This window comes from Shewanella sp. SM87 (assembly GCF_025653705.1).
Lineage (GTDB): Bacteria > Pseudomonadota > Gammaproteobacteria > Enterobacterales > Shewanellaceae > Shewanella > Shewanella oncorhynchi.
Genome location: NZ_JAKKSC010000038.1, coordinates 1 through 20,543, shown reverse-complemented (window position 1 = coordinate 20,543; position 20,543 = coordinate 1). Strand labels below are relative to the sequence as shown.

General features: G+C 41.0%; 14 protein-coding genes and 3 pseudogenes. 11 read left to right on the top strand and 6 right to left on the bottom strand.

Annotated elements, in window-relative coordinates; translation table 11 throughout:
- The first annotated feature begins 2 nt into the window (after nucleotides 1-2).
- Nucleotides 3-4,286, top strand: a complete 4,284-nt coding sequence (gene traN, locus L5M11_RS20875; RefSeq protein ID WP_263193145.1) for a conjugal transfer protein TraN — start codon at nucleotides 3-5, stop codon at nucleotides 4,284-4,286.
- A 44-nt stretch (nucleotides 4,287-4,330) separates the two neighbouring features.
- Here the strand turns inward: traN and L5M11_RS20870 are convergent, their stop codons facing one another.
- Entirely contained in the window at nucleotides 4,331-5,203 is an 873-nt protein-coding gene (locus tag L5M11_RS20870; protein WP_263193144.1) for a hypothetical protein, read from the bottom strand.
- Between the two features lie 203 nt (nucleotides 5,204-5,406).
- Between L5M11_RS20870 and umuD the strand changes: the two genes are divergently transcribed.
- The 3 genes and pseudogenes from umuD to L5M11_RS20855 all read left to right on the top strand — a co-directional run bounded on the left by umuD (nucleotide 5,407) and on the right by L5M11_RS20855 (nucleotide 10,099).
- Nucleotides 5,407-5,841, top strand: coding sequence for a translesion error-prone DNA polymerase V autoproteolytic subunit (gene umuD, locus L5M11_RS20865; RefSeq protein WP_263180522.1), 435 nt, complete (start codon nucleotides 5,407-5,409; stop codon nucleotides 5,839-5,841).
- Nucleotides 5,829-6,260 (top strand): annotated as a pseudogene (locus tag L5M11_RS20860) (DNA polymerase V subunit UmuC); the annotation flags it as partial. The gene umuD and the pseudogene L5M11_RS20860, both read left to right, overlap by 13 nt.
- Before the next feature lie 842 nt (nucleotides 6,261-7,102).
- Nucleotides 7,103-10,099 carry an Eco57I restriction-modification methylase domain-containing protein gene (locus L5M11_RS20855; protein WP_263193143.1) on the top strand — a complete coding sequence of 999 codons (2,997 nt, stop codon included), beginning with the start codon at nucleotides 7,103-7,105 and terminating at the stop codon, nucleotides 10,097-10,099.
- Nucleotides 10,100-10,161: 62 nt separating this feature from the next.
- On the opposite strand, the gene L5M11_RS20850 is transcribed toward L5M11_RS20855, so the two are convergent.
- The 4 genes from L5M11_RS20850 to L5M11_RS20835 form a co-directional block, all read right to left on the bottom strand.
- On the bottom strand, nucleotides 10,162-11,787 hold the full coding sequence (locus L5M11_RS20850) for an N-6 DNA methylase (RefSeq protein ID WP_263193141.1): 1,626 nt from the start codon (nucleotides 11,785-11,787) through the stop codon (nucleotides 10,162-10,164).
- Nucleotides 11,777-11,965 (bottom strand): hypothetical protein, encoded by a 189-nt coding sequence (locus tag L5M11_RS20845; RefSeq protein WP_263193139.1) that lies wholly within the window; start codon nucleotides 11,963-11,965, stop codon nucleotides 11,777-11,779. Before L5M11_RS20845 ends, L5M11_RS20850 begins: the two co-directional genes overlap by 11 nt.
- 191 nt (nucleotides 11,966-12,156) lie before the next feature.
- Nucleotides 12,157-13,404 carry a tyrosine-type recombinase/integrase gene (locus L5M11_RS20840; RefSeq protein ID WP_263193147.1) on the bottom strand — a complete coding sequence of 416 codons (1,248 nt, stop codon included), beginning with the start codon at nucleotides 13,402-13,404 and terminating at the stop codon, nucleotides 12,157-12,159.
- Between the two features lie 101 nt (nucleotides 13,405-13,505).
- Nucleotides 13,506-14,636 (bottom strand): tyrosine-type recombinase/integrase, encoded by a 1,131-nt coding sequence (locus L5M11_RS20835; protein ID WP_263193137.1) that lies wholly within the window; start codon nucleotides 14,634-14,636, stop codon nucleotides 13,506-13,508.
- 150 nt (nucleotides 14,637-14,786) lie between these two features.
- On the opposite strand from L5M11_RS20835, the pseudogene L5M11_RS20830 reads away from it, so the two are divergent.
- From L5M11_RS20830 to L5M11_RS20815, 4 genes and pseudogenes are all read left to right on the top strand, one after another.
- Nucleotides 14,787-15,641 (top strand): annotated as a pseudogene (locus L5M11_RS20830) (DUF4113 domain-containing protein); the annotation flags it as partial.
- Between the two features lie 750 nt (nucleotides 15,642-16,391).
- A complete protein-coding gene (locus tag L5M11_RS20825; protein ID WP_263180505.1) occupies nucleotides 16,392-16,991 on the top strand; it encodes a DUF262 domain-containing protein in 600 nt (199 codons plus the stop codon).
- Between the two features lie 320 nt (nucleotides 16,992-17,311).
- Entirely contained in the window at nucleotides 17,312-17,701 is a 390-nt protein-coding gene (locus L5M11_RS20820) for a type II toxin-antitoxin system RelE/ParE family toxin (protein ID WP_263180503.1), read from the top strand.
- Nucleotides 17,694-17,912: a hypothetical protein gene (locus tag L5M11_RS20815; protein WP_263193149.1), complete on the top strand. Its 219-nt coding sequence runs from the start codon at nucleotides 17,694-17,696 to the stop codon at nucleotides 17,910-17,912. The genes L5M11_RS20820 and L5M11_RS20815 overlap by 8 nt, the downstream gene beginning before the upstream one ends.
- Here the strand turns inward: L5M11_RS20815 and L5M11_RS20810 are convergent.
- A pseudogene (locus L5M11_RS20810) lies at nucleotides 17,902-18,141 on the bottom strand (IS4 family transposase); the annotation flags it as partial. The gene L5M11_RS20815 and the pseudogene L5M11_RS20810 sit on opposite strands and share 11 nt — an antisense overlap.
- Nucleotides 18,142-18,235: 94 nt before the next feature.
- On the opposite strand from L5M11_RS20810, the gene L5M11_RS20805 reads away from it, so the two are divergent.
- From L5M11_RS20805 to tnpC, 3 genes are all read left to right on the top strand, one after another.
- Nucleotides 18,236-18,580, top strand: coding sequence for an IS66 family insertion sequence element accessory protein TnpB (locus L5M11_RS20805; protein ID WP_263193133.1), 345 nt, complete (start codon nucleotides 18,236-18,238; stop codon nucleotides 18,578-18,580).
- Nucleotides 18,577-18,927 carry an IS66 family insertion sequence element accessory protein TnpB gene (gene tnpB / locus L5M11_RS20800; RefSeq protein ID WP_263193132.1) on the top strand — a complete coding sequence of 117 codons (351 nt, stop codon included), beginning with the start codon at nucleotides 18,577-18,579 and terminating at the stop codon, nucleotides 18,925-18,927. The genes L5M11_RS20805 and tnpB overlap by 4 nt, the downstream gene beginning before the upstream one ends.
- Before the next feature lie 91 nt (nucleotides 18,928-19,018).
- Complete coding sequence (gene tnpC, locus L5M11_RS20795; protein WP_249554561.1) at nucleotides 19,019-20,521, top strand: IS66 family transposase; 1,503 nt, start codon at nucleotides 19,019-19,021, stop codon at nucleotides 20,519-20,521.
- The last annotated feature ends 22 nt before the right edge of the window (nucleotides 20,522-20,543 follow it).

The following is a 20,543-nucleotide window of genomic DNA, read 5'->3' as shown; positions in this document are numbered from 1 at the left end:
TGATGGACAACAACAAAGTACCAATCTGGAAAGTTTTTGGGTCGTATAGTATCGGTGCAATCTATTTATTTAACATCCTAACGCTGAGTTTTTTAGCGCTATTTCTAACGACAAACCCCGTTTTTGCAGAGTTTGATAAACCCATATCGCTTAACTATTCATGCCCTACTGGGTGGAATTATTCAAGTGGCAAGTGCGTTAAATACAGCAATTCAAGCCCTATTGTATCCTGCCAAACTGCCGGATACTCCCTTACTACTGTTAATGGTTTACAAACATGCAAGAAAGATGAAAGCCGAACTACAATTAATCAATGTCCGGCGGGTACAAACTGGCTCGATAATGACGTTAATTGGAACTACAAAGATCCGCTTTACCCGTCCCTGTGTTCTGCTCGTGCAAGCGGGGGAAGTCTAGCCTCTTGTCCTAGTGGATACACCTCGTTTGCGAATGGGATCTGCTTTAAGCTACAAACCCCATTAGGTAAGACTTGTCCAAATGAAGGAGGGACGGCAGAATCTGTCAATCAAATATGCCCTCAAACCTACATTGACATGGGGCTGTGTAAGTCAGGCGAAAGCATTAACGTGGCCTTGCCAGATCAAAACTGGAAAAAATCCAACGAGACTACATGTTTACGGACTGTTTATGAGGGCGTGATAAAAAGCTGTCCTTCTGGATATAAGGACGTTGATGATAACACCTGTCAAAAAATCGAATCACAGCCAGCAAATATCTCCTGTCCAGCAGGTTACTACCAAGATTCCGGTCAATGCCTCCTTGGTGCTGCGCCAAGCTGTCCATCTGGAACCACGCTAGTAGATGGTTCTTGCGTCAATTCATCAGGCACAAACACACAATGCCCCGCAGGAAAAGAGCTAGATACATACAGCAATACGTGCCTTACAACCAAAGGCAAGTTGTCTGATATTGATTATTTTAAAACGATTGGTGTCGAGTTCGGTAAAACTGCGGTAGGCACTATTGAGTTGCCCGGTGGTAATTCGGACACCATGAAGTTGAACTATCGTAATATCGGCCAAGCCGAAGTTACAACTGAAAATATGACCAAAGGCGATATGTTGGGGTTAGACACTAACAATGGTTACGCTGTGTCAGCATCTGGTACATACCAAGACGAGCGCGCCCAACAACGGGCCATTAAAGACTCTGTTGAGCGTAATACTGCCTATGGCGAGTCTGAGCCTGTGGAGGGGAGTACACAAGAGGAAACTAATGATTTACAAGACCACAGCGCAAATGCGTACTTAACATTGGTTGACGCTCAAAATAAAAACCCCCCACACACAATAGGTAAAGACGCATCATTCTTAAAGGCGGGGGCTGCCGAGCAAGGGGAGATCCTTAACGGTTCTGGTGGTCAATATTTCGGAGATTGTACGAGCGAGACTGTCACAAAAGTAATAACAGACAATTCAACTATTGTGAATACGCCCCAAGAATGTTTTAAGCCAAACCGCAATAATTTGTCCAGTTGTAATCGGGAGAGAACGATAACTCCCCCGGACCAGAATAAAATTTTTGGCACAGGGTTTAGTCTTTGCGGTAAACGCTGTATTACGTTGACGGTTGGTACTGAGGGTGATAACTACCTGACTGATAACCAAAATGGTACATGCAAAGTCTACAACGACTCGAAGTCATTTCGCTTAGGTGAAGGAATTAATATCACCTCTGCTACTGTCAGTAGTACGCATTATGATGATTATTACCAGTTGTCGGTAAACGGAAACATGATCAGGCAGTCAGCTCTTATGCCAGCAGACGGCGAGAGTTGTTCTGATAAGGAAAATACATGGATCGATACCCCGCTAGACGCAACCATTCCCTTTGAAAATGCAACAGCCACAAGCCGTATTGTTACCATAAACCAATCTGTTGCGGTTAAAGACTTAGGCGAAGGGTATTCAAAATTAACAATCCAATTTGACCAAGATTTAATTTCGAGTTGGGATGACGAAATAGTAGAAAGCCCTGATGGATGTGAAGCATCATTATCATCGCCTAACAGTTTTTGTACCGCGTCAGAATGGGTGTGTGATGCAAGGTTTGATTCAAAATTAATCAATAATGAGGGCGTGATTAATTTGTCAGACATTGACGGAAAAGAAGGTGTATCGGCTGCATCTGGCGAAAATGATGTCGTTTTGTTGGTAATGAGAAGGGATTTTGAACCAACATTAAGCACTGGGATTTCAGAAAATTGCGGAAACATAGTAGGCACAACAAATGGTGAATCTGACAACAAAAACGATGATGGCCTTTGGATGTGCAAAACCAGTATTGGATTTCAGACTCACAGTAAAAGTGATAACCCCGCGATGTTCGGCATAAACATTACAGATGTCATGCCAGAACAAAGTAAATGGACGACCTTTGCTGTCAAAATTAATAACGGCAGTGAATCGAAGTATTACAACGAGGGTGGTCAAGTTTTCACGGCCTCTAAACAGTATGGCTCTAAGTGGGACTCACTCATTCAACGCCGCATTTTGATTGGGCGCGGCAACACCTCACAAGATTGGACCAAAGTTGCGAATGCTCCATTGTACTTAGCGCACTGGGAAGTATTGAGGGATGTAACGAGCGACCAGCAGGTTATAGATGCGGTTAACAGGACAAAGGACTTATTTAGCCCAACCAATTTTGAGCCCCTATTTGAAGGTGACGATGGGTTGACACCTTGCATGTACGCACACATGACCGATTACGTGTGCGATCCCCTTAAAGGCGCTCGATTACCTCTAAACGGTGGCTCTGTAGGTTACTCAGAAATTCGCACAATGGGCGACCAATGCCAGCAATATACATCTAATGAAAGGTGCAGTATTGAATCTTCGGTATGTGCCGAGGGTTGGATGGATTCAGCAACTAACACATGTTTTGGGTGGGATGTTACTTACAATTGTGAAAGCGGTACGGTCATAACCAAGACTGAAACAGTAGAAAATAACTCCTGTTTTACCAATACTAGCTGTATAGGTGATAACTGCGAGACACGGGGAACTGAAACTAACACCGACTTTATTCAGACAGCAGCAATGTACGCGGCCATTAACGAAATGGATAACGGCTCATCGTGTAGTGATCCTACAGATCCATCAACCTGCCAAGTTTTCGTAGGCACTAATGAGCAATGTAGTTGGGACCAGCTAAAAATCAATGATTGCTGCTCAACTAAAGGCACTGACTCAACATCGAATCTTTTTAAAATGTCGCTAATGGTCTTTCAAGCCGGGCAAAATGCGGTATCAAGTGAAAGCGTATGGGTGAATGAATACCTAGGTGGTGAATACGCAAAGAAAGGTTGGAGTATGGTAAAAAGCGGGTGGAATGATGCTGTAGATTGGGTGTCAGATACAACCACGCCTGCATCTGAGGCCGCAAAAGGTGCTTGGGAATTTATGAGTAGCCCTTTTTCATCCGAGGCCACAGGCACCGCCGGTAATGCCGCGGCATCAGTATCGGCAGAAGGTGGCTCATTGGTGACAGATTTTTTTACTGACTTAGCGAGTTCCATTGAAACGGTGAAATCTGAAATCTATAGTTATGTGTACGACTTGATGCCAGAGGCTATGCAAACCGCTATCAGAGAAGGGGCCACTGCATTAGGAGTGGATTATGCACAAGATGGTACAAGTGAGGCTGGTGCGCAAGCATTAGAGGGTATTGCGGGTGAGATCTTTGCCGCTTTGTCGTTCGTAATGATGTTGTACACCATCTATAACATGCTCAAATTGCTGTATACCATTTTGACCGCCTGTGATGAAACCGAGCTAAAAATGAGTACCGAATTAAAGGAGCGAAAATGCTTCTTTGTGCGAAACGTGCCTTGCAAAAAAACGTTAGGCATTTGCACCACCAAAGCACATAACGAATATTGCTGCTTTAAGTCCACCTTGGCGCGGATCATCATGGAGCAGGTGATCAAGCAGATAGGCCACAATCCACAAACGTGGCATGACGATGAACAATGTCGCGGCCTTACATTGGATGAGCTATCAACAGTCGATCTCGGGAGCGTTGATTTTACAGAATGGGTAGGGTTAATGACCGAATCAGGTATGTTCCCAGAGCCTAGTATGGACGCTACAGGCAAAGATGCTGTAGTCAATAAAGATATGCGAGATAGCGCTGATAAGCGGATTGAGGGGGTGTTAGGAGTAGACACTGGGGTTAAAGTACGTGAGGCATTTAAGAATGCTTCTCCTGCCACTAACTTAGATTGTTCAGGCTTCCCAAGGCCACCATCCTGTCCATTATAACGTTAACACTGGCCGCGACACCTTGGGTATCGCGGCCATTAAGACTAGATAGCTTGAGGTTTTAGTAATAGGTGAACATTTTTACTGTTCAAGTCTATGACTTGTTGATAATTAGATCTCAATTTATCCGCTTCGCTGCAATTTCTGGTTCTTGATGCGTCTTTAGGCGGCACATAGAGGAATGACGGATATTCAGACGTAAGTTTGTTTAGTCGGTCAAATAATGGCAATTCAGCACAGGTCCCAACTTGGGACAATACAACGGCATAGTTACCCGCTGGAAAATCTCGATTAAACAATTTTGCGGCTTGCTCACCGGTCAGTGATGTCTCATGTGATGCAAGATTTGACATCAAATTAGACCACCCATTATATTTATCCTTGGTTGCTAAATAAGCGCCGCCACCTTCCACCTGTAACCGCAAAAACTTTTGACTTCCTAAAACTTCCTCTTGCATCCGATAGTTGCTGCCAATATCTTTCCCCAAGTAATCTGCTAAAAACTGAGTGTGAGCGGGGATCTGTTCCACTGGTATGACTTGGATTAAACCAAAAATTGGATATGGATTTTTGTTTTTACTGGCAAGAATTGATAACCCGACATTCAGCATTCCACCTGATAAGCCACTCCCGCCCCACACACCAACACCAGCCGCGCCAGACGCCATATTTAACGCCATAACAGAGCTGTCAGCACCGTTAATTTTTTTCCATTCTTCATCGGTTAACGTCTTGTCGCTCGCATTCATAGCGGTGCCACTGAGCTTGAGTAATTGCAATGCAAAGGAATCACCCGCTTGAATGCCGACCTCATCTAATTTCTTAGGCTCAACGGTTTTAGGTGTAGAAGCACAGCCTCCGAGTAAAGCAGTAGCGAATAAAGCGGTTAACGCGAAGGTTGATGTTTTTGTTTTCATTATGTTTACTCGTTTAAATTAATTGGAATCATATTAACACGAGTCTATAGGCGAGCAAATTTTGTGAATTTTATATGAATCCGATTATTTTCGGTTTTCCGTCACACATCGAAAACAGTCTGGAACCGGTAGCATGAGAGAAATTTAAGATTTTTATTTTTTACTGCTATTATTACTGATTATTTATACAGTGATTATTTGCAATGAAACTTATCACATGCAATGCGAGTGCGGGAATTTCGGGGTTTCCAAGCCCTGCGGCTGATTACGTAGAATTACCCTTGAGTCTTGATCAACTGCTGGTAGAGCATCCTAGTTCTACGTGGTTTGGCCGCGCAGCGGGTCGTTCGATGGAGGGGGTAGGCATTTATCATGGCGACATTTTAGTGATAGACCGCGCCGCTCAACGTGGCAACATGGCTATCGTTGTGGCGAATTATAACGGTGAATTTACCGTAAAGCTGCTCGATGAAAAACGCCGTTTACTTGTGTCTATCGATCAACAGCAAAACATGACGTCCGTTGCTATCGATGATGCCGATACATTCTCGGTTGAAGGGGTGATCATCAAGTCAATCCGACTTCATGAGCATTCAAATCTGCTAGAAAGATATCTGAGTCAACCATGTTCGGACTAATTGATGCCAACTCCTTTTATGTGTCGTGCGAAATGGTCTTTAGGCCCGACTTGCGCGAACTTCCTGCGATTGTGCTCAGCAACAACGACGGTTGTTGCGTGGCAATAAATCGAGCGGCCAAGATCGTTGGCGTGAAAAAATTTGTCCCTTACTTTGAGCAGCAACATCTATGCAGACAACATAATGTGCAGGTGTTTTCATCTAATTATGAACTGTACGCAGATCTGTCTGCAAAAATGATGCAAGTGATCGGGCGGTTTGCGCCCGAGCAGTACGTGTATTCAATCGATGAATCGTTTGTGTCATTTAAACACTGTGCAGCAATCCTTGATTTAAACGCCCATTGTACCCTGTTGCGCCGCGCTGTTTGGCGTGAGTGCCGCTTACCTGTGTGCGTGGGGTGTGGAGAATATAGGACGTGCCGAGGTGGCATTTTTACGTTAATTTTAGGTATTCGATTATTTCCGCTCGGGGCAAGTATATCAGCAACTTAGAACCCTTTGAAAGGGCTCGGGTTGTGTAAAAAAGTAGTCCCACGCAACCAATTTTCGGGCAAAAAACCTCTTTAAGGTGGCATTTTTGTGTCATTTCCTGCACAAAACGTAAGATCTTTGAGTGGCGTAAAGTGTGGACAATGCAAAACGTGCTAAGGTGGCATTTTTGTATTAATTTTTTACAGATAAACATTTATAACTAAATCAATACTATCAAACATATATAACATGCATAAAAAATAAAAATTGTGCAAAAAAGTAGTTTCCCGCAATCAAATTTACAGGTAAAACTTCTCTTAAGGTGGCCATTTCCCCCCCCCAAATACTGGTTTTTTTAGCGGCGTGAAGTGTGGACAATGCAAAACGAGCTAAGGTGGCATTTTTGCGTTAAATTTAAGTATTCGATTATTTCTGCTCAGAGCAAGTATATCAGCAACTTAGCCTCCTTTTAAAAGACTTTGGTTGTATCAAAAAGTAGCCTTACACGCCCAAAATCAGCTCATTTTTTTGACACAAGAATTTTACTTCATGTTCTGCAAAGCATTAGATATTTTAGTAGATTAGAATGTATTAGTTATTATTGAGTTATAAAATAATCTATTTACAACAACTAGTTATAAATGATACTTTTGCAAAAAACATTATAGCTGAATAGTACCAAGAGCTTTATCGTACAGCTATTAAATAAGTTATTATTTTTAACAAGAGTTTGGAACCGTTATGGCAAATGAAAAAAAGATGAGAAATCATTCTAAGCGGAATAATAGATGAAAAACAAAGCTCAGCTAAAAGAATTAATTGATCAATATCAAAATGATATTGATCATTATCGTTCAGCCAGATATAACGAAAACCAACTTAGAACAGATTTTCTAGATAAACTCTTTTCGATACTCGGCTGGGATATAACTAATAAATCAAGTAAGCCTACAAACGAACGTGAAGTTCTTGTAGAGGAAGGGCTAAAAGCGAAAGCGGGTGAAAATACTAAAAAACCTGATTACACATTTAGACTTTTCTCCGAACGTAAGTTTTTCCTTGAGGCTAAAAAGCCAAGTGTAGATGTATCAACCATCATAGCCCCTGCCCTGCAAGTTAGACGGTATGGTTTTACTGCAAAGTTAAAAATCTCTGTATTGTCAAACTTTGAGTATACTGCAATTTATGACTGCTCTAATCCCGTAGAGGAAACTGATTCAGTCACTAATTCAAGAATAAAACTTTATCATTATACTGAACTTTTAGAAAAATTTGATGAGATAAATAGTCTTATTGGTCGTAATAGTGTCTATACTGGTCAATTCGAAAATGAATGGTCAGAAATAGAAAATAAAATACTTAAGTTTAGTGTTGATGATTTATTTCTAAAACAAATAAATGATTGGAGACTTCTTCTTGCTAATGAATTTTTACGGATAAAAAAAGAACTAACTGAAGAAAGCTTAAACGATCTGGCACAAAATTATATCAACAGCATTGTATTCCTTCGTGTTTGTGAGGATCGTGATCTAGAAGAATACGAAACACTTTATCATTTCGCACAAGAAAAAGATTTTAATGCTCTTGTTAAAAAATTAAAAACATCTGATAAAAAATATAACTCTGGATTATTTTCTTTAGAATATGTTGATGAATTAATTAGTAATGCTGACTCTTGTATTTGGAGTATTATAGAACAGCTTTACTTCCCTCAAAGCACTTATTCATTCTCAGTTTTTTCTTCTGATATTTTAGGGAATATATATGAGATATTTTTGAGTGAAAAAGTTTGTATTGATGAGTTTGGAAATGTTCGAATTCAACCTAAAGATGAACATATCGATAGAGATGTTGTTACTACACCTACTCATATAGTAAAAGAAATAATCAGAAATACAGTTGTCGAACACTGTAAATATAAATCTGATGTTGAAATTTTAAATTCTAAATTCGCAGACATAGCTTGTGGTTCTGGCGCATTCATCATTGAAGTATTCCAGTCTCTTCAAGACATTCTTGTTGACTACTATTTACAGAATGACAAGTCAAAGCTCCAACAACTTTCAAAACATACATACAAACTAAAACTTGAAGTAAAGAAAGAAATTCTATGTAAGTGTATCTACGGTATAGATAAAGATTACAATGCAACAAAAGCGTGTTCTTTTGGTTTACTGCTCAAACTTCTTGAGGGTGAAACTAAAGAAACTATTGGTAAAACCATACCGATATTACCTACACTTGAAAAAAATATTTTATTTGGAAATAGTTTGATTGATAGTGGAGATAAAGTTAAACAAGAAGATATTTTTTCTATTAATCCTTTTGATCTATTTAACTATCGATTTGACGTAATAGTTGGCAATCCTCCTTATATGGCTACTGAGCATATGAAACAGTTAACATTGAAGGAATTAGATATTTATAAGAAAAAATACAACTCTGCATTCAAACAATTCGACAAATATTTTTTGTTTGTTGAGAGAGCAATGCAAATATTAAATGATGGAGGCTATTTAGGATATATTTTACCATCGAAGTTTATAAAAGTTGGTGCAGGTAAAAACCTTCGTGAAATTTTGGCTGATAACAAATACTTGTCTAAGTTCATAACATTTGGTTCTCATCAAGTTTTTCAAAATAAGACAACATACACTTGCTTACTTTTTTTGAACAAATCACAACATGATAGTTTCTCTTTCTATGAAGTCAAAGATTTTAAAAAATGGTTGACCAGAGAGGATAAATCATTGCTATCAAGCACATATCACACAGACACATTAACTTCAGACACTTGGGTTTTAGAAAAGAAAACAAATGATATTTTAAATTTGATGTTTTCTAAATCAAAAAAACTAGGTGAGATTGTTGGTGATAAAAATGTTGCCAACGGTATCCAGACAAGCGCAAACAAGTATTATATTCACAAAGAAATAAAGTCTGAAAATGGATTAATTCTCTTTGAATACGAAGGAAATCAATACTATATCGAAAAAGAACTGACTCGCCCTTACTTTGAAACTAACCGTTCAGGCGATGATAATATGTATACCTATAAGAACGTTGAACCTAACTCATTTGTGGTTTATCCATATAAAAAAGTTGGCGATAAAATAAAGTTTCTTGAATATGCTGAACTCAAGCTTAGCTACCCTAAATTATTTGAATTTTTACACGTTGTAAAAGACCATTTAAATGATAAAACACGATCTATAAAACCAGATCCTACTGGTCAAAATGAATGGTATAGATACGGACGCAGCCAAGCATTAGAGAACTGTGATGTAGACCAAAAAATAATAGTTGGTGTTTTATCTAATGGCTACAAGTATAGTATTGATAACAATAGAACTTTTGTATCATCAGGAGGTACTGCTGGTTACAGTATTATAAACGTACCTAATGACATTAAATACTCCATCTATTACATCCAAGCATTGCTAACATCTAAGTATCTTGAGTGGTTTGCTTCAATATATGGTGAAATTTTTAGAGGTGGATTTGTTGCTCGAGGAACTAAAGTGCAGACCAGAATGCCTATTCCGACTATTGATTTTAACGTTCCAAAACAGAAGAGCACACATGACACGATTAGCCAAACTCAACAAAATTTGAATACATTGTATGGCAAAATTCAAAAATCCGAAGGTAGGGATAAAATTATTCTAGAAAGGCAGTTTGAACAAGAAAAAATCAAAATGGATGATTTTATTAAAAATCTGTTTGAGTTAGGCGATTTAGATTCAGAAATACCAACAGTTGAAGACTTATACGCCAACCTTTAAACAAGTTGGATGACGTTCAAAAGCAATGCAGCACTATTGCTGCATTGCTTTCTATGCAACTTCTATTTACGTAGTCTTCTATCTCGTAATTTTTTCCATATATCGACCAGCATTTCATTGTCTTGTTGACTAAAACCAAGCTCACTCAAGATTAATAAGCCTTGTTGTCTAATCACTCTTTCGATCTCACCGTCTTTTATCAACTGGTTTAGTTCATCAACGTTATGCTCTAAACCATCAACGATAGGTATATATAACTTTTCTATTTCTGATGGAACGAGTTCAAGAACACCACCACCGTAAAAACGCCCCTCTAGTTCAGCAGTAATTACCGTAAGGGGGTTCAAGAAGCTACATACCAAGTTTTCCGCACTAGTCACGGTTGAAGTAACCCGATAAGCAGTATCAGTGGTATATGCTCCAATCTTGTTATGAATCAAGCGTGGCGCATCATGACAACGTTTTAGCATTCCAATTTCTGTACTATACACAGACGGAACTTTAAACCAAGGCTTACGAATACGACACTTGTACCGCTTGTGATACTCTTCAGCTTCACCTAGTTCGATATAGTCCTTAACGCGTTCAGAAAGGTTTTCATACTCTTTATCTATATATAGAAAATTAGTCGGCAATCCTTGTTTCTGGTTTTCAAGATGCTGATATTTATCATAAACAATGCCTGGGCAATGTTGACTCCTACCAAACATTGGGTAAGCAAAACGCTCTAACTCGTATGATTCAACAGTTTCATTATCAACAAGAAAATATTTGTTAGCACCTGTCACAATACCAACATCTACTTTAGCTATGTCTTTAAATTGTCGAACATTCGGATGAGCAATTATCTTTTTGATTAACTGTAGTTCATCAATGTCTAGTGTAGCTTTAGTCCATTTCCCCTGTACCGTTTCACCGTTAATGCCAACAGCAGCATCAAACAACACGTTCGGATCATCTTGTAAGAAATCATACCCACTAACACTAACAATCCCAACACCTTGTGAAGCTACGCTAATATCTTTTTTCTTCTCAGCAAGAATAATAACCGCACCTTGAAGAGTGCCTTCAAACCAAATCTCTTTTGGATCAATGATAACAATCTTTGAACAAACTCGCCCTAGATAGCTTCTTAATGACTGAGCATGCATAACGTGGCTAATCTCGGACGGTATAACCATCCCCATTCTTCCACCCTGCTTTAGAAGTGCTAATGAAGACAATAGGAAAGGAACCCAAGCATTAGTATGTTTTGTAAATTTCAAACCCAATTGCTCAAAAACTAATTGAGCTTGCTCTTGAAAATTCTTCTCAAGAAATTGATATCTGATGAATGGTGGGTTTCCTAACACACCATCGAATATCGATTTTTGCTTCTTTATCTGCTCGTTTGCCCATACAAGAAAGTCACCTTCGGTGACGCTTGCATTACTAAGCGAATTCAACTTACAGCGCTCAAGAGCCTTGGATGCTTCTGTATCAAAAAGTTCAAAACAAGAAAGATTAATGTTCTTATCACAATCATTATTAGCTAAAGCTTGGACAAACACGCCATCGCCGCAACTAGGTTCGAGTATGGTTGCTGGATTAGTGCTAAGTACCCACTGAGTTACATAGTCAGCTAAGTTCTGTGGTGTATAATATCCACCTCTAAGTTTTTGTGAGGTTTGTTCTACTTTAAACTTCATCATTTACCTTTGAAAAACTCTGAATTAACTCAGATTTTTTTTCGTTTATATGTTTTTGTGCTTTATCTACAAACCAATCTTTCAGCGTTTTTTGTTCCATCGCTAAAATAGAGTAAAGAGCTTTTTTTAGTTCTGGTTCAACTTCTAGGACTATACGTCCTGATTCACCTTTTGCCATACAAAGACCTATGTAACATAAGTTATATTACATAGTGTACATAAGTCGAATGGCAAAAAACAGAAAAATATGAAATATACATGACAGGAAAATTTTTTCTCTGTGAATAACTTCATAAAAATGAGAACACAAGCGATTAACAAAGCGCTGTTACTAGTTTGTCTGGATGCGAGTCTATTTTTTTACCTCTACTATAAAAATTCACTATCCCTAAATCGTTGTATCGCGCGAAGCTCCTCTTTAGTTAAAGAGGGCGGTGTCTGTAATGGTTTAACCTGCTTCACTTTTTTCACAGCTTTGGGCTTTGGCTTCGCTGTTGATTTTCTTTCTGGCAGACGCTTTTGCTTTACTTTTTCGGCTGGCGTTGGAGCCTCATTAGTTTGAGGTATATAGAGCTTGAGGGGGTAAGGCTGAGTAAAAATGCCTTTGAAGACAGCCCCAATAATCTCAGCGGCTTGCTCTACGTTATCATCCCCAACATGGGTATATCGTAACGTCATTGTGACTTTTTTATGCCCCAGTAAAGAGGCCACCATCGGAATACTGCATCCGTCCATGACAGCGTAACTTGCAAAGGTATGCCGTAAATCGTGCAATCTTACATCTTCAATCCCTATCTGTTTTCGCAACCTTAGCCATAGCGACTGTACCAACGAAGTGGAAGCGCCTTGTTTCATCGGAAAAAGTTCTGTATTGGCCTTACAGTGATAGCGACTTAATATGTTAACTGCGGCTTGACCGATATAAAGCACTTTTGCCCCCGTTTTACTGTCGGGTAAATGCAATTCATTGCCGCGAACGTACTCCCCTTTTAAAAAGGTTATTTCCGATAATCGGCAGCCTGTGAGCAGTAAAAGCCGCAAAATATCAGCACATTGAGCAATACTGCCGCCGACCGCTTCACATTCATCAAGCGCCACAGATAAACGCTGCATTTCAGCAACACTCAAAAAGCGATTTAATACCCGCCTTTTGTTTTGCCGAATACCAATACAGGGATTAGTCAGGCAATGCCCCTGCCTCAATGCTAACTTGAAGACGGATTGCAATGTATCAAGGTTACGGTTAGCGGCACCTTTGCGCGTTTTACTAATCTCATCAAACCATGCTTGCACCATTTTATGGTTAATCATGTGCAACGGGTAACGGCCAAAATGTGCTAACAAGCGTCTATTCAGCGCAGGTAAGACTGACCGTTTTGTACTGGGTTTCCAGTGTTCAAAAATCATCGGCTTCCATGTTTGTTCAACAAACACGTCAAAACGGGGGGAAGCACTCATGCTCGGTTGAGTGTGTTCCTCTCGCCATGCTTGAAGTTGCCCTGTTGCTTTCTCCCGTGCCGCTTTAACCGTTAGCGCACTAACTGGCGCAAGAATGCGTGTGCGTGTCCGATTATCAATAAGGCGGCTAATAACGTACTGCATCGGTTTATCGGGCATCACTTTAACGCCAAGGCCATGACAGAGACTGTCTTGAATGGTGTAAGCGCGTGTTTGACGGGCTAACGACCGAATAAACACTTGTGTTAATTTCACTGATTTCATCGTTGCATCTCCCCTGCAATGAGTTGAGAAACGACATTTGCCGCCTGTTGAACATCACGTTTAGCAAGGTGTGTGTACTTTAAGGTTGTTTCAGGCAAGGCATGCCCTAATAAGCGGCCAATCGTGAGGATGTTGATATTGTGCTTTACTGCGATACTGGCGTAGGTGTGGCGTAAGTCATGGATGCGAACATCATTAAGATGAATTGTCTGGCGCAATGGCCGCCAAAATCGGTCTAAACAAGCAGGGGTAAACGGCTGTGAAGGTGATTGATGCCAAAAAAGATGCTCGCTGACTTGCGGCCAATCACTCAGCAACTCGCGCGCAAAGGAAGATAGAAACACCGTTTTCGCGCCTGTTTTACTGTCGGGCAAATACCAATGCCCTTGCCGATAATCAGCCCATTTGACGGAGCACACTTCGTTACAGCGACAACCCGTTAGGATTAATAACCGTAAAACCATCACCGCAACGGGTGACGCTTTTTCGTGGTTATTTAAAGCCAACCATAGCCGCTTGAGTTCTTCCTCGGATAAATAACGCTCACTATGCGTAGATTTATACCGCTTAAAGCCTTTGCAAGGGTTACTTTGCGCTGGACGATACTCATATACTTCGGCTTGCTGCATCATTACCGACAACAACGGCAACAACCGATTAGCCATGCCTTTCGAGGCATGCATACCATCAAACCACTGTTCTATGTGTTGCCGTGTCAACGCTGCAAGTGGAACATCACCCAACACAGGGGCGATATGCCGCGTAAAACCACGCTGGCTATTGAGTAATGTTGAGGGCTTCCAATGACGAGCATATCTTGGAAAAAACTCTTCTGCGAACGCACAGAGCGTAAGAGAGGGCGCAGGTTCACGCACCACCCCATAACGTAACGCATCTATCTGCTTTCTTGCCTCAAGTCGCGCATCATCGAGCGTGATATCATTTGCATTGCCGATAACATGAAGTTGCCGCAAGCCTTGATACTGGAAACGAACGTAATAACACCGAATACCAGAGGGATAGGCTCGCATAAAAAAAGCGGGAAAATATTTATCGTAAAACACCGTTATTTTCTGTGGTGTAGGTAAATTATCTATCATTGACTGTTGCAGTTTAATACTCGGCATAGGTTTTCCTCGTTCAGTAAGGTGGCATTTATGAGGTGTTTTCGAGCCATTTTTGGGCTAAAAACACATAAAAAACGCATTAAATTTCACTGAGCAAGAAACAATAAAACACATTCAAATCAACACACTAAACTCAACAAACAACCATTCCCTTGGAGCGTGGGGGTTGGTGAGACATTAACCCTGGCGAAGTTGGCTAACCATGCCGCGAAACAACTGCCGCACTATAAGGGGGTATGTGTGATCGATAACGATACACTGCGGATTGAGATTTTAAAGTCAATGCCAGTTGATGAAGTTTGGGGGATTGGCCGAAAATTGTCGGTAAAACTGGGACTACTGGGCGTGCATACTGCCTATGATTTGTCACAACTGGCACCGAAAATAGCGCGACAACATTTTTCAATTGAAGTCGAACGAACGGTGCGCGAACTCAATGGCCAGATCTGTAAAACATGGGATGATACTAAAGCGGATAAGCAGCAAATTTTTTCTACCCGTAGCCTTGGCGAGCGAATAACTACCTGTGACCACTTGCACCAAGCGTTAGCTAAACATGCCGTCATAGCGGCGGCCAAGGCGCGGGAGCAAGGTTCGTTATGTAAAACGATGATCGTGTTTGCGGCAAACTCGCCGCACGATCCTCAGCCTGTGTATTTTAAGAAGGTCGTCCAGTTCGCTTGTGCGACTGATGACAGCCGTGAACTGTGTGTCGCTGTTAGCAGGGAGCTTTCAAACCTTTATCGCTCTGGGGTGCGCTATTATCGAATTGGTGTAGGCATGATTGATCTTTGCCCTAAAACGTCTGTGCAATATGACTTATTTAATGCACCTAAGAGCAATCCTAACTTAATGAAAATATTTGATAGTCTGAATAACCGCTATGGCCGTGATGTGTTGTATATTGCTGCACAGGGAAGTGATCAGCATTGGACTATGCGCCGAGATTTTCTATCGCCGCAGTACACTACACGTTGGTCCGATATTCCGATGATTAAAGCGTAATAGCTTTCCGTGAATCCCTTTGCAATGCCGTTTTACACTTATTAGGCATAGAAAATTCTTATTGTCTGCATATCCCTAAATCAAGAGGAAATACAGACTATTATCCACATTGACGCACTAACCCCCTCACAAATACATCGAGTTCTTAAAACCAGCGTGTTAATGCAACATAGCGAAGGTAAACGCTGTGCCGTGGCGCTGTCACATGCAGCGATGCGTGTGACTTAGATTGCTTTAATCAGATTATTCAACCACTGCGGATTTAACTGATGTGTGGGATTGATTGGATTTGGAAAAGAAAAGCACTAGACATATTTGGCAGATTTAACTTAAAGAGCATACTAGACATATATGACAGGCATGCCTATTGCGGAATTTCAAAAAATCGGCAACTCAAAGGGGTGGATGTTTGAAGGGATTGCAAAACGGTAGGGCAAGTTAGAGCGGCCACTATCCTGAATAGCGGCGGCTGGTGAAGCTAGGGATATGGGGGCAGTTAGAGGCTTGCCACAGAAAAATAGTAAATAATAGGAATATCGTCATGGACAATATTACAGAGATTAATGAGTCTCAAAAGTGTTTAGAGGGTGGGCAGTGGGATTGCCATAGTCTTTATAATTGTTGTGATTGTGGTGGCAACCAATGTGGCTGTGCATATTGTTTCAGTTGTCATGCTTGTTCTGTCTGTCTTGATAAGAACGATTAAAGAGGCAAGTTTTTATCTACAAACATTTACAGAGGATTTTTAATATGAGTACAGGATTGCAACGGCTTAAAGAAATTGTTACTCAAAGTTCTTTCTACCGCTCACCAAACTATTCAATTAATGCCAACTTCAAGCGCATGTTTCATCCTGCTGGTAGTTTGATATCTTACAACTCAAGAGTAGAAGTGCTCGCAGAACAAAACGAGTTAAAGCCTGATGAGGTGGTTCGTGCGCTGACACCAGAGTTTCAGCGTTCAAATGCTAGGTGGTCACAAGCCATGCAAATACAATTTGTAGAGAATCTGCTTTGCGGGTGTGAAACCAAGATCCAGTTATATGATGTTGGTGAACGCGGTGGTAAGTTAGATGACTGCTTGATACTGGACGGGCTACAACGTTTAACCGCGATCGCTGCATTCCATAATGGTGAGTTTGCCGTATTTGATGAACTTTTCTGGAATGATTTAAACGGCAACGGGATATTCCCAACGCTTAAAATATTAGTCAATATCTACACTTTTGGTTCTGACTTAGAGGCTTGCAAGTTCTATATTCAAATGAATAAAGGCATAACTCATTCTGAGCAAGATTTAAAAACCGCTTATGATTTTATTCGTAAGCATGAACCAACGAATGAATGGTAATGATGGAGTTGCTAGATCTAACATGATTTCCGTAAGTGACTTCGCCGCAGAAAATTGGGCTTTCTCGAATAATCAACAGATTTGCCCTAACATTACATCTAGCAGGGGCGAGATTACTTTGTCTTTTGTAAACGATGTTACGGTCTGTTGTGATACAAGTGAGTCGTTAGTACCCTTTGCAGAGAGATTGGGGGCTTATTTATCCGCTTTATGTAGAACGATTTTGTTATTTTTCAAGGCGTGTCGAGGAATCATGAAAAAAAATGGATTTCAAAATACTCTAAACTATGGTATTCTTTACCATAGATATTAAGGGGGTAATGTTGGATATTTATGTTACACCGGATTTCGATAAGCTTATGAAAAAGGCGAAACTGGATGATCAAGCCATAATTGAGGCAGCCAGTGAGCTAAGTAATGGGCTGCATGATGGGGATCTTGATATGGGTAAGCTGTTTAAGAAAAGAATTGCTTCTCCGAATCAAAGTAAACGAGATTCTAACCGTAGTATTGTTGCTGTACAGCAAGGTAATAAGTTTTTTTTTATTGACGGCTGGCGTAAATGCGACATCCCAAAAAAGGGCAAGGAAATTCCTGATAAATTGATGGAAATATATAAGTTACTTGGTAATACATTTCTTAGTTTCTCCGATGATAGCATTACTCAAAACATAGAAATTGGTGTGTTAAGAGAGGTTCAAAATGGTTGATGACCGCTTAGATAGAATGCATAAAATGGCTCAGCGTCTAGCAAGTAACGGAACTATGGATCTATTGACCATGCGTAAGATAGATGCCCTAGCTCTTAGTGCAAAACAGGACGAAATGACTGCTAGTAAAATTAGGCTTATAAGAAAGAGAGAAAACATTAGCCAAGGGGTTCTAGCTACCATCTTGAATATGAGTAGTGAAAGCGTTTAACTCTCTCCCGCATGGCCCTTAGCTTTCTCGGGATGGAGCCGGGGGAGGCTATCGCACACCACATCAGCTCATCCTGAATATCTCTCAATGCCATCATAAAACTTATACGCAATGGCGATACCTGCGCCTCTCTCGCAATACGACTGATTTCCAGGCGAACCAAATTGTAAGCTATCAATATTCCCCAGATTTCTTGTATTACCCCCTCCAAAGACTGACTTCGTAGCAGCACTTCATCTTCGTATGCGTCTAGCGAAGTACACCTAGCATCGATGTTCTGATTGTCTAAAAATACCTGCTCAATGATAAATTTGGAGCAGGTGATGAAAACATACAGAACAACTACTCAGTGGCAGATGCTACTTCAACAACGCGGCTCGTTTAGTGGCACTAATATCGAATTTTGCCAACACCATAATGTCTCTATCACCACTTACTATAAACAGCGCGCTTTACTGGCTGAGTATCAGCCTAATTCAACCTTGCCASTRCAAACAACGAACCCCACATCATCACGTTTTATTCAGTTAAAACAAACCACCACTGAAGTCTGCGCGCAAACTCATCAAAATGTGGTGCAGTTTGATATCCGCACAGGCCAGTTAATGTTTCCTGCCAATTTAGCAACGAACGATATCGTTGCCATCATTAAAGGGCTGATGGCATGAAGATGTTTGTTGATGTGCCCACCGTTTATTTATGTGCGGATGTGGTCGATTTTCGTAAATCGATTAATGGATTAGCCGCCTTAGTGGAAGCAGAGCTTGAACTACCGGTGCTCAGTGGTGCGCTATTTGTGTTTYGTAATAAAGGGCGCGACAAACTCAAACTGCTGTACTGGGATAACACCGGGTTTGCCCTGTGGTATAAGCGATTAGATAAACATAAGTTCAAATGGCCTAAACTCATGTCACCCACCATGACATTAACCGAGCAACAATTACRCTGGTTATTAGCGGGTTATGATGTGATTGGCCACAGCAAAATTGATGTCGCAGGTAAGCAAGTGCTTTAATTATTCAAAAGAGTTGGCGATCGATTGATGATCATCAAAAGACGTTCAGTTAGCACTGGAAAGCCTTTTGTTATGCCTTAAAATAGGCTTCATGAAAAATGAACTCGCCCTTAAACAGCGCATCGCTGAGCTGGAAAAACTGCTCGAAAATGAGCGGCAATTATCTTTACAGAAAGATGCACAAATCGCTGCGTTAGAAGAACGCTGGCGCCTGGCTCAACAAAAACAATTCGGCAAAAGTGCTGAAGGCTTTGTGGGGCAAGGCGAGTTATTCAATGAAGTGGAAGAGATTATTGAAGCCATTGAGGAAGAGCAGCAATCCATTAGTTATACCCGTAAAAAACCGGTGCGTAAGCCACTGCCAAAAGACTTACCCCGTGAACAAGTTATCCACGATATAGAAGATAAAACCTGTGATTGCTGTGGCGGTGAGCTACATAAAATGGGTGAAGATAAGTCAGAAAAGCTTGAGTTTATTCCCGCTCAAATCAAAGTGATTGAGCACATTCGGCCTAAGTACGCTTGCCGTCACTGTGATAAATCCTCGATTCAAACACAGATAAAGCAAGCCTCAATGCCTGCCATGCCCATCAACAAAGGCATTGCAACAAGCAGTTTGCTCAGTCAGCTTATCACCAGTAAATACCAATATGGGTTACCGCTTTATCGCCAGGAAGCCATGTTCAAGCAATACGGTATTGAGCTCAGTCGCCAGACCATGAGCAGCTGGATAGACAAATCCGCCGCACTCTTCGCGCCACTAGTTGAGCGACTTAAAGCCGAGCTGTTAAAGCAGCCCACGCTGTTTGCCGATGAAACGCCATTAAAGGTGGTGAAATCCGATAAAGTGAACAGCTACATGTGGGTGTATTGTTCAGGTCGAGATTCACCAGACCCGAATAATCCTATCCCTAATATCGTGCTTTACGACTTCCACAATAGTCGCGCGGCCGCCTGCGTGGTTAATTATCTTGATGGATATCAAGGGTATTTACACGTGGATGGTTATCAGGCCTATGCCAAAACAGAGGCAACCTTAATCGGCTGTTGGGCTCATGCTCGTCGTAAATTTATCGACGCGAAAAAGCTACAAGGGAAAAATAAAACCGGCAAAGCGGATGTGGTATTGAGCCTTATCCAAAAACTGTACGGCGTTGAGTCACGCGTTAAAGATAAAAGTGTGGATGATAAATACACGACAAGACAACAAGCCAGTGTGCCTATACTGGACAAGCTAAAAGCATGGCTTGAGCAGAACCAGCCAAATTTAGTGGGCAATACCAAACTAATTGAGGCGGCTAATTACCTGGCTAATCAATGGCACAAACTCATTCGCTATGTGGATGATGGACGACTCAGCATCGATAACAATAGAGCTGAACGTGCAGTAAAACCGTTTGTGATAGGCCGAAAAAATTGGTTATTTAGCCAAACGGCTAACGGTGCACATGCCAGTGCCGCCCTTTACAGTATTGTGGAAACCGCCAAAATAAATGGTCTAATCCCATTTGATTACATCATGGTTTGCCTTGATGAACTGTGTAAACCAGAACCCAATATCGATAGCTTGTTACCCTGGAATTTTAAACAGTAGGTGTGGTTCGCTAGACGGTTAC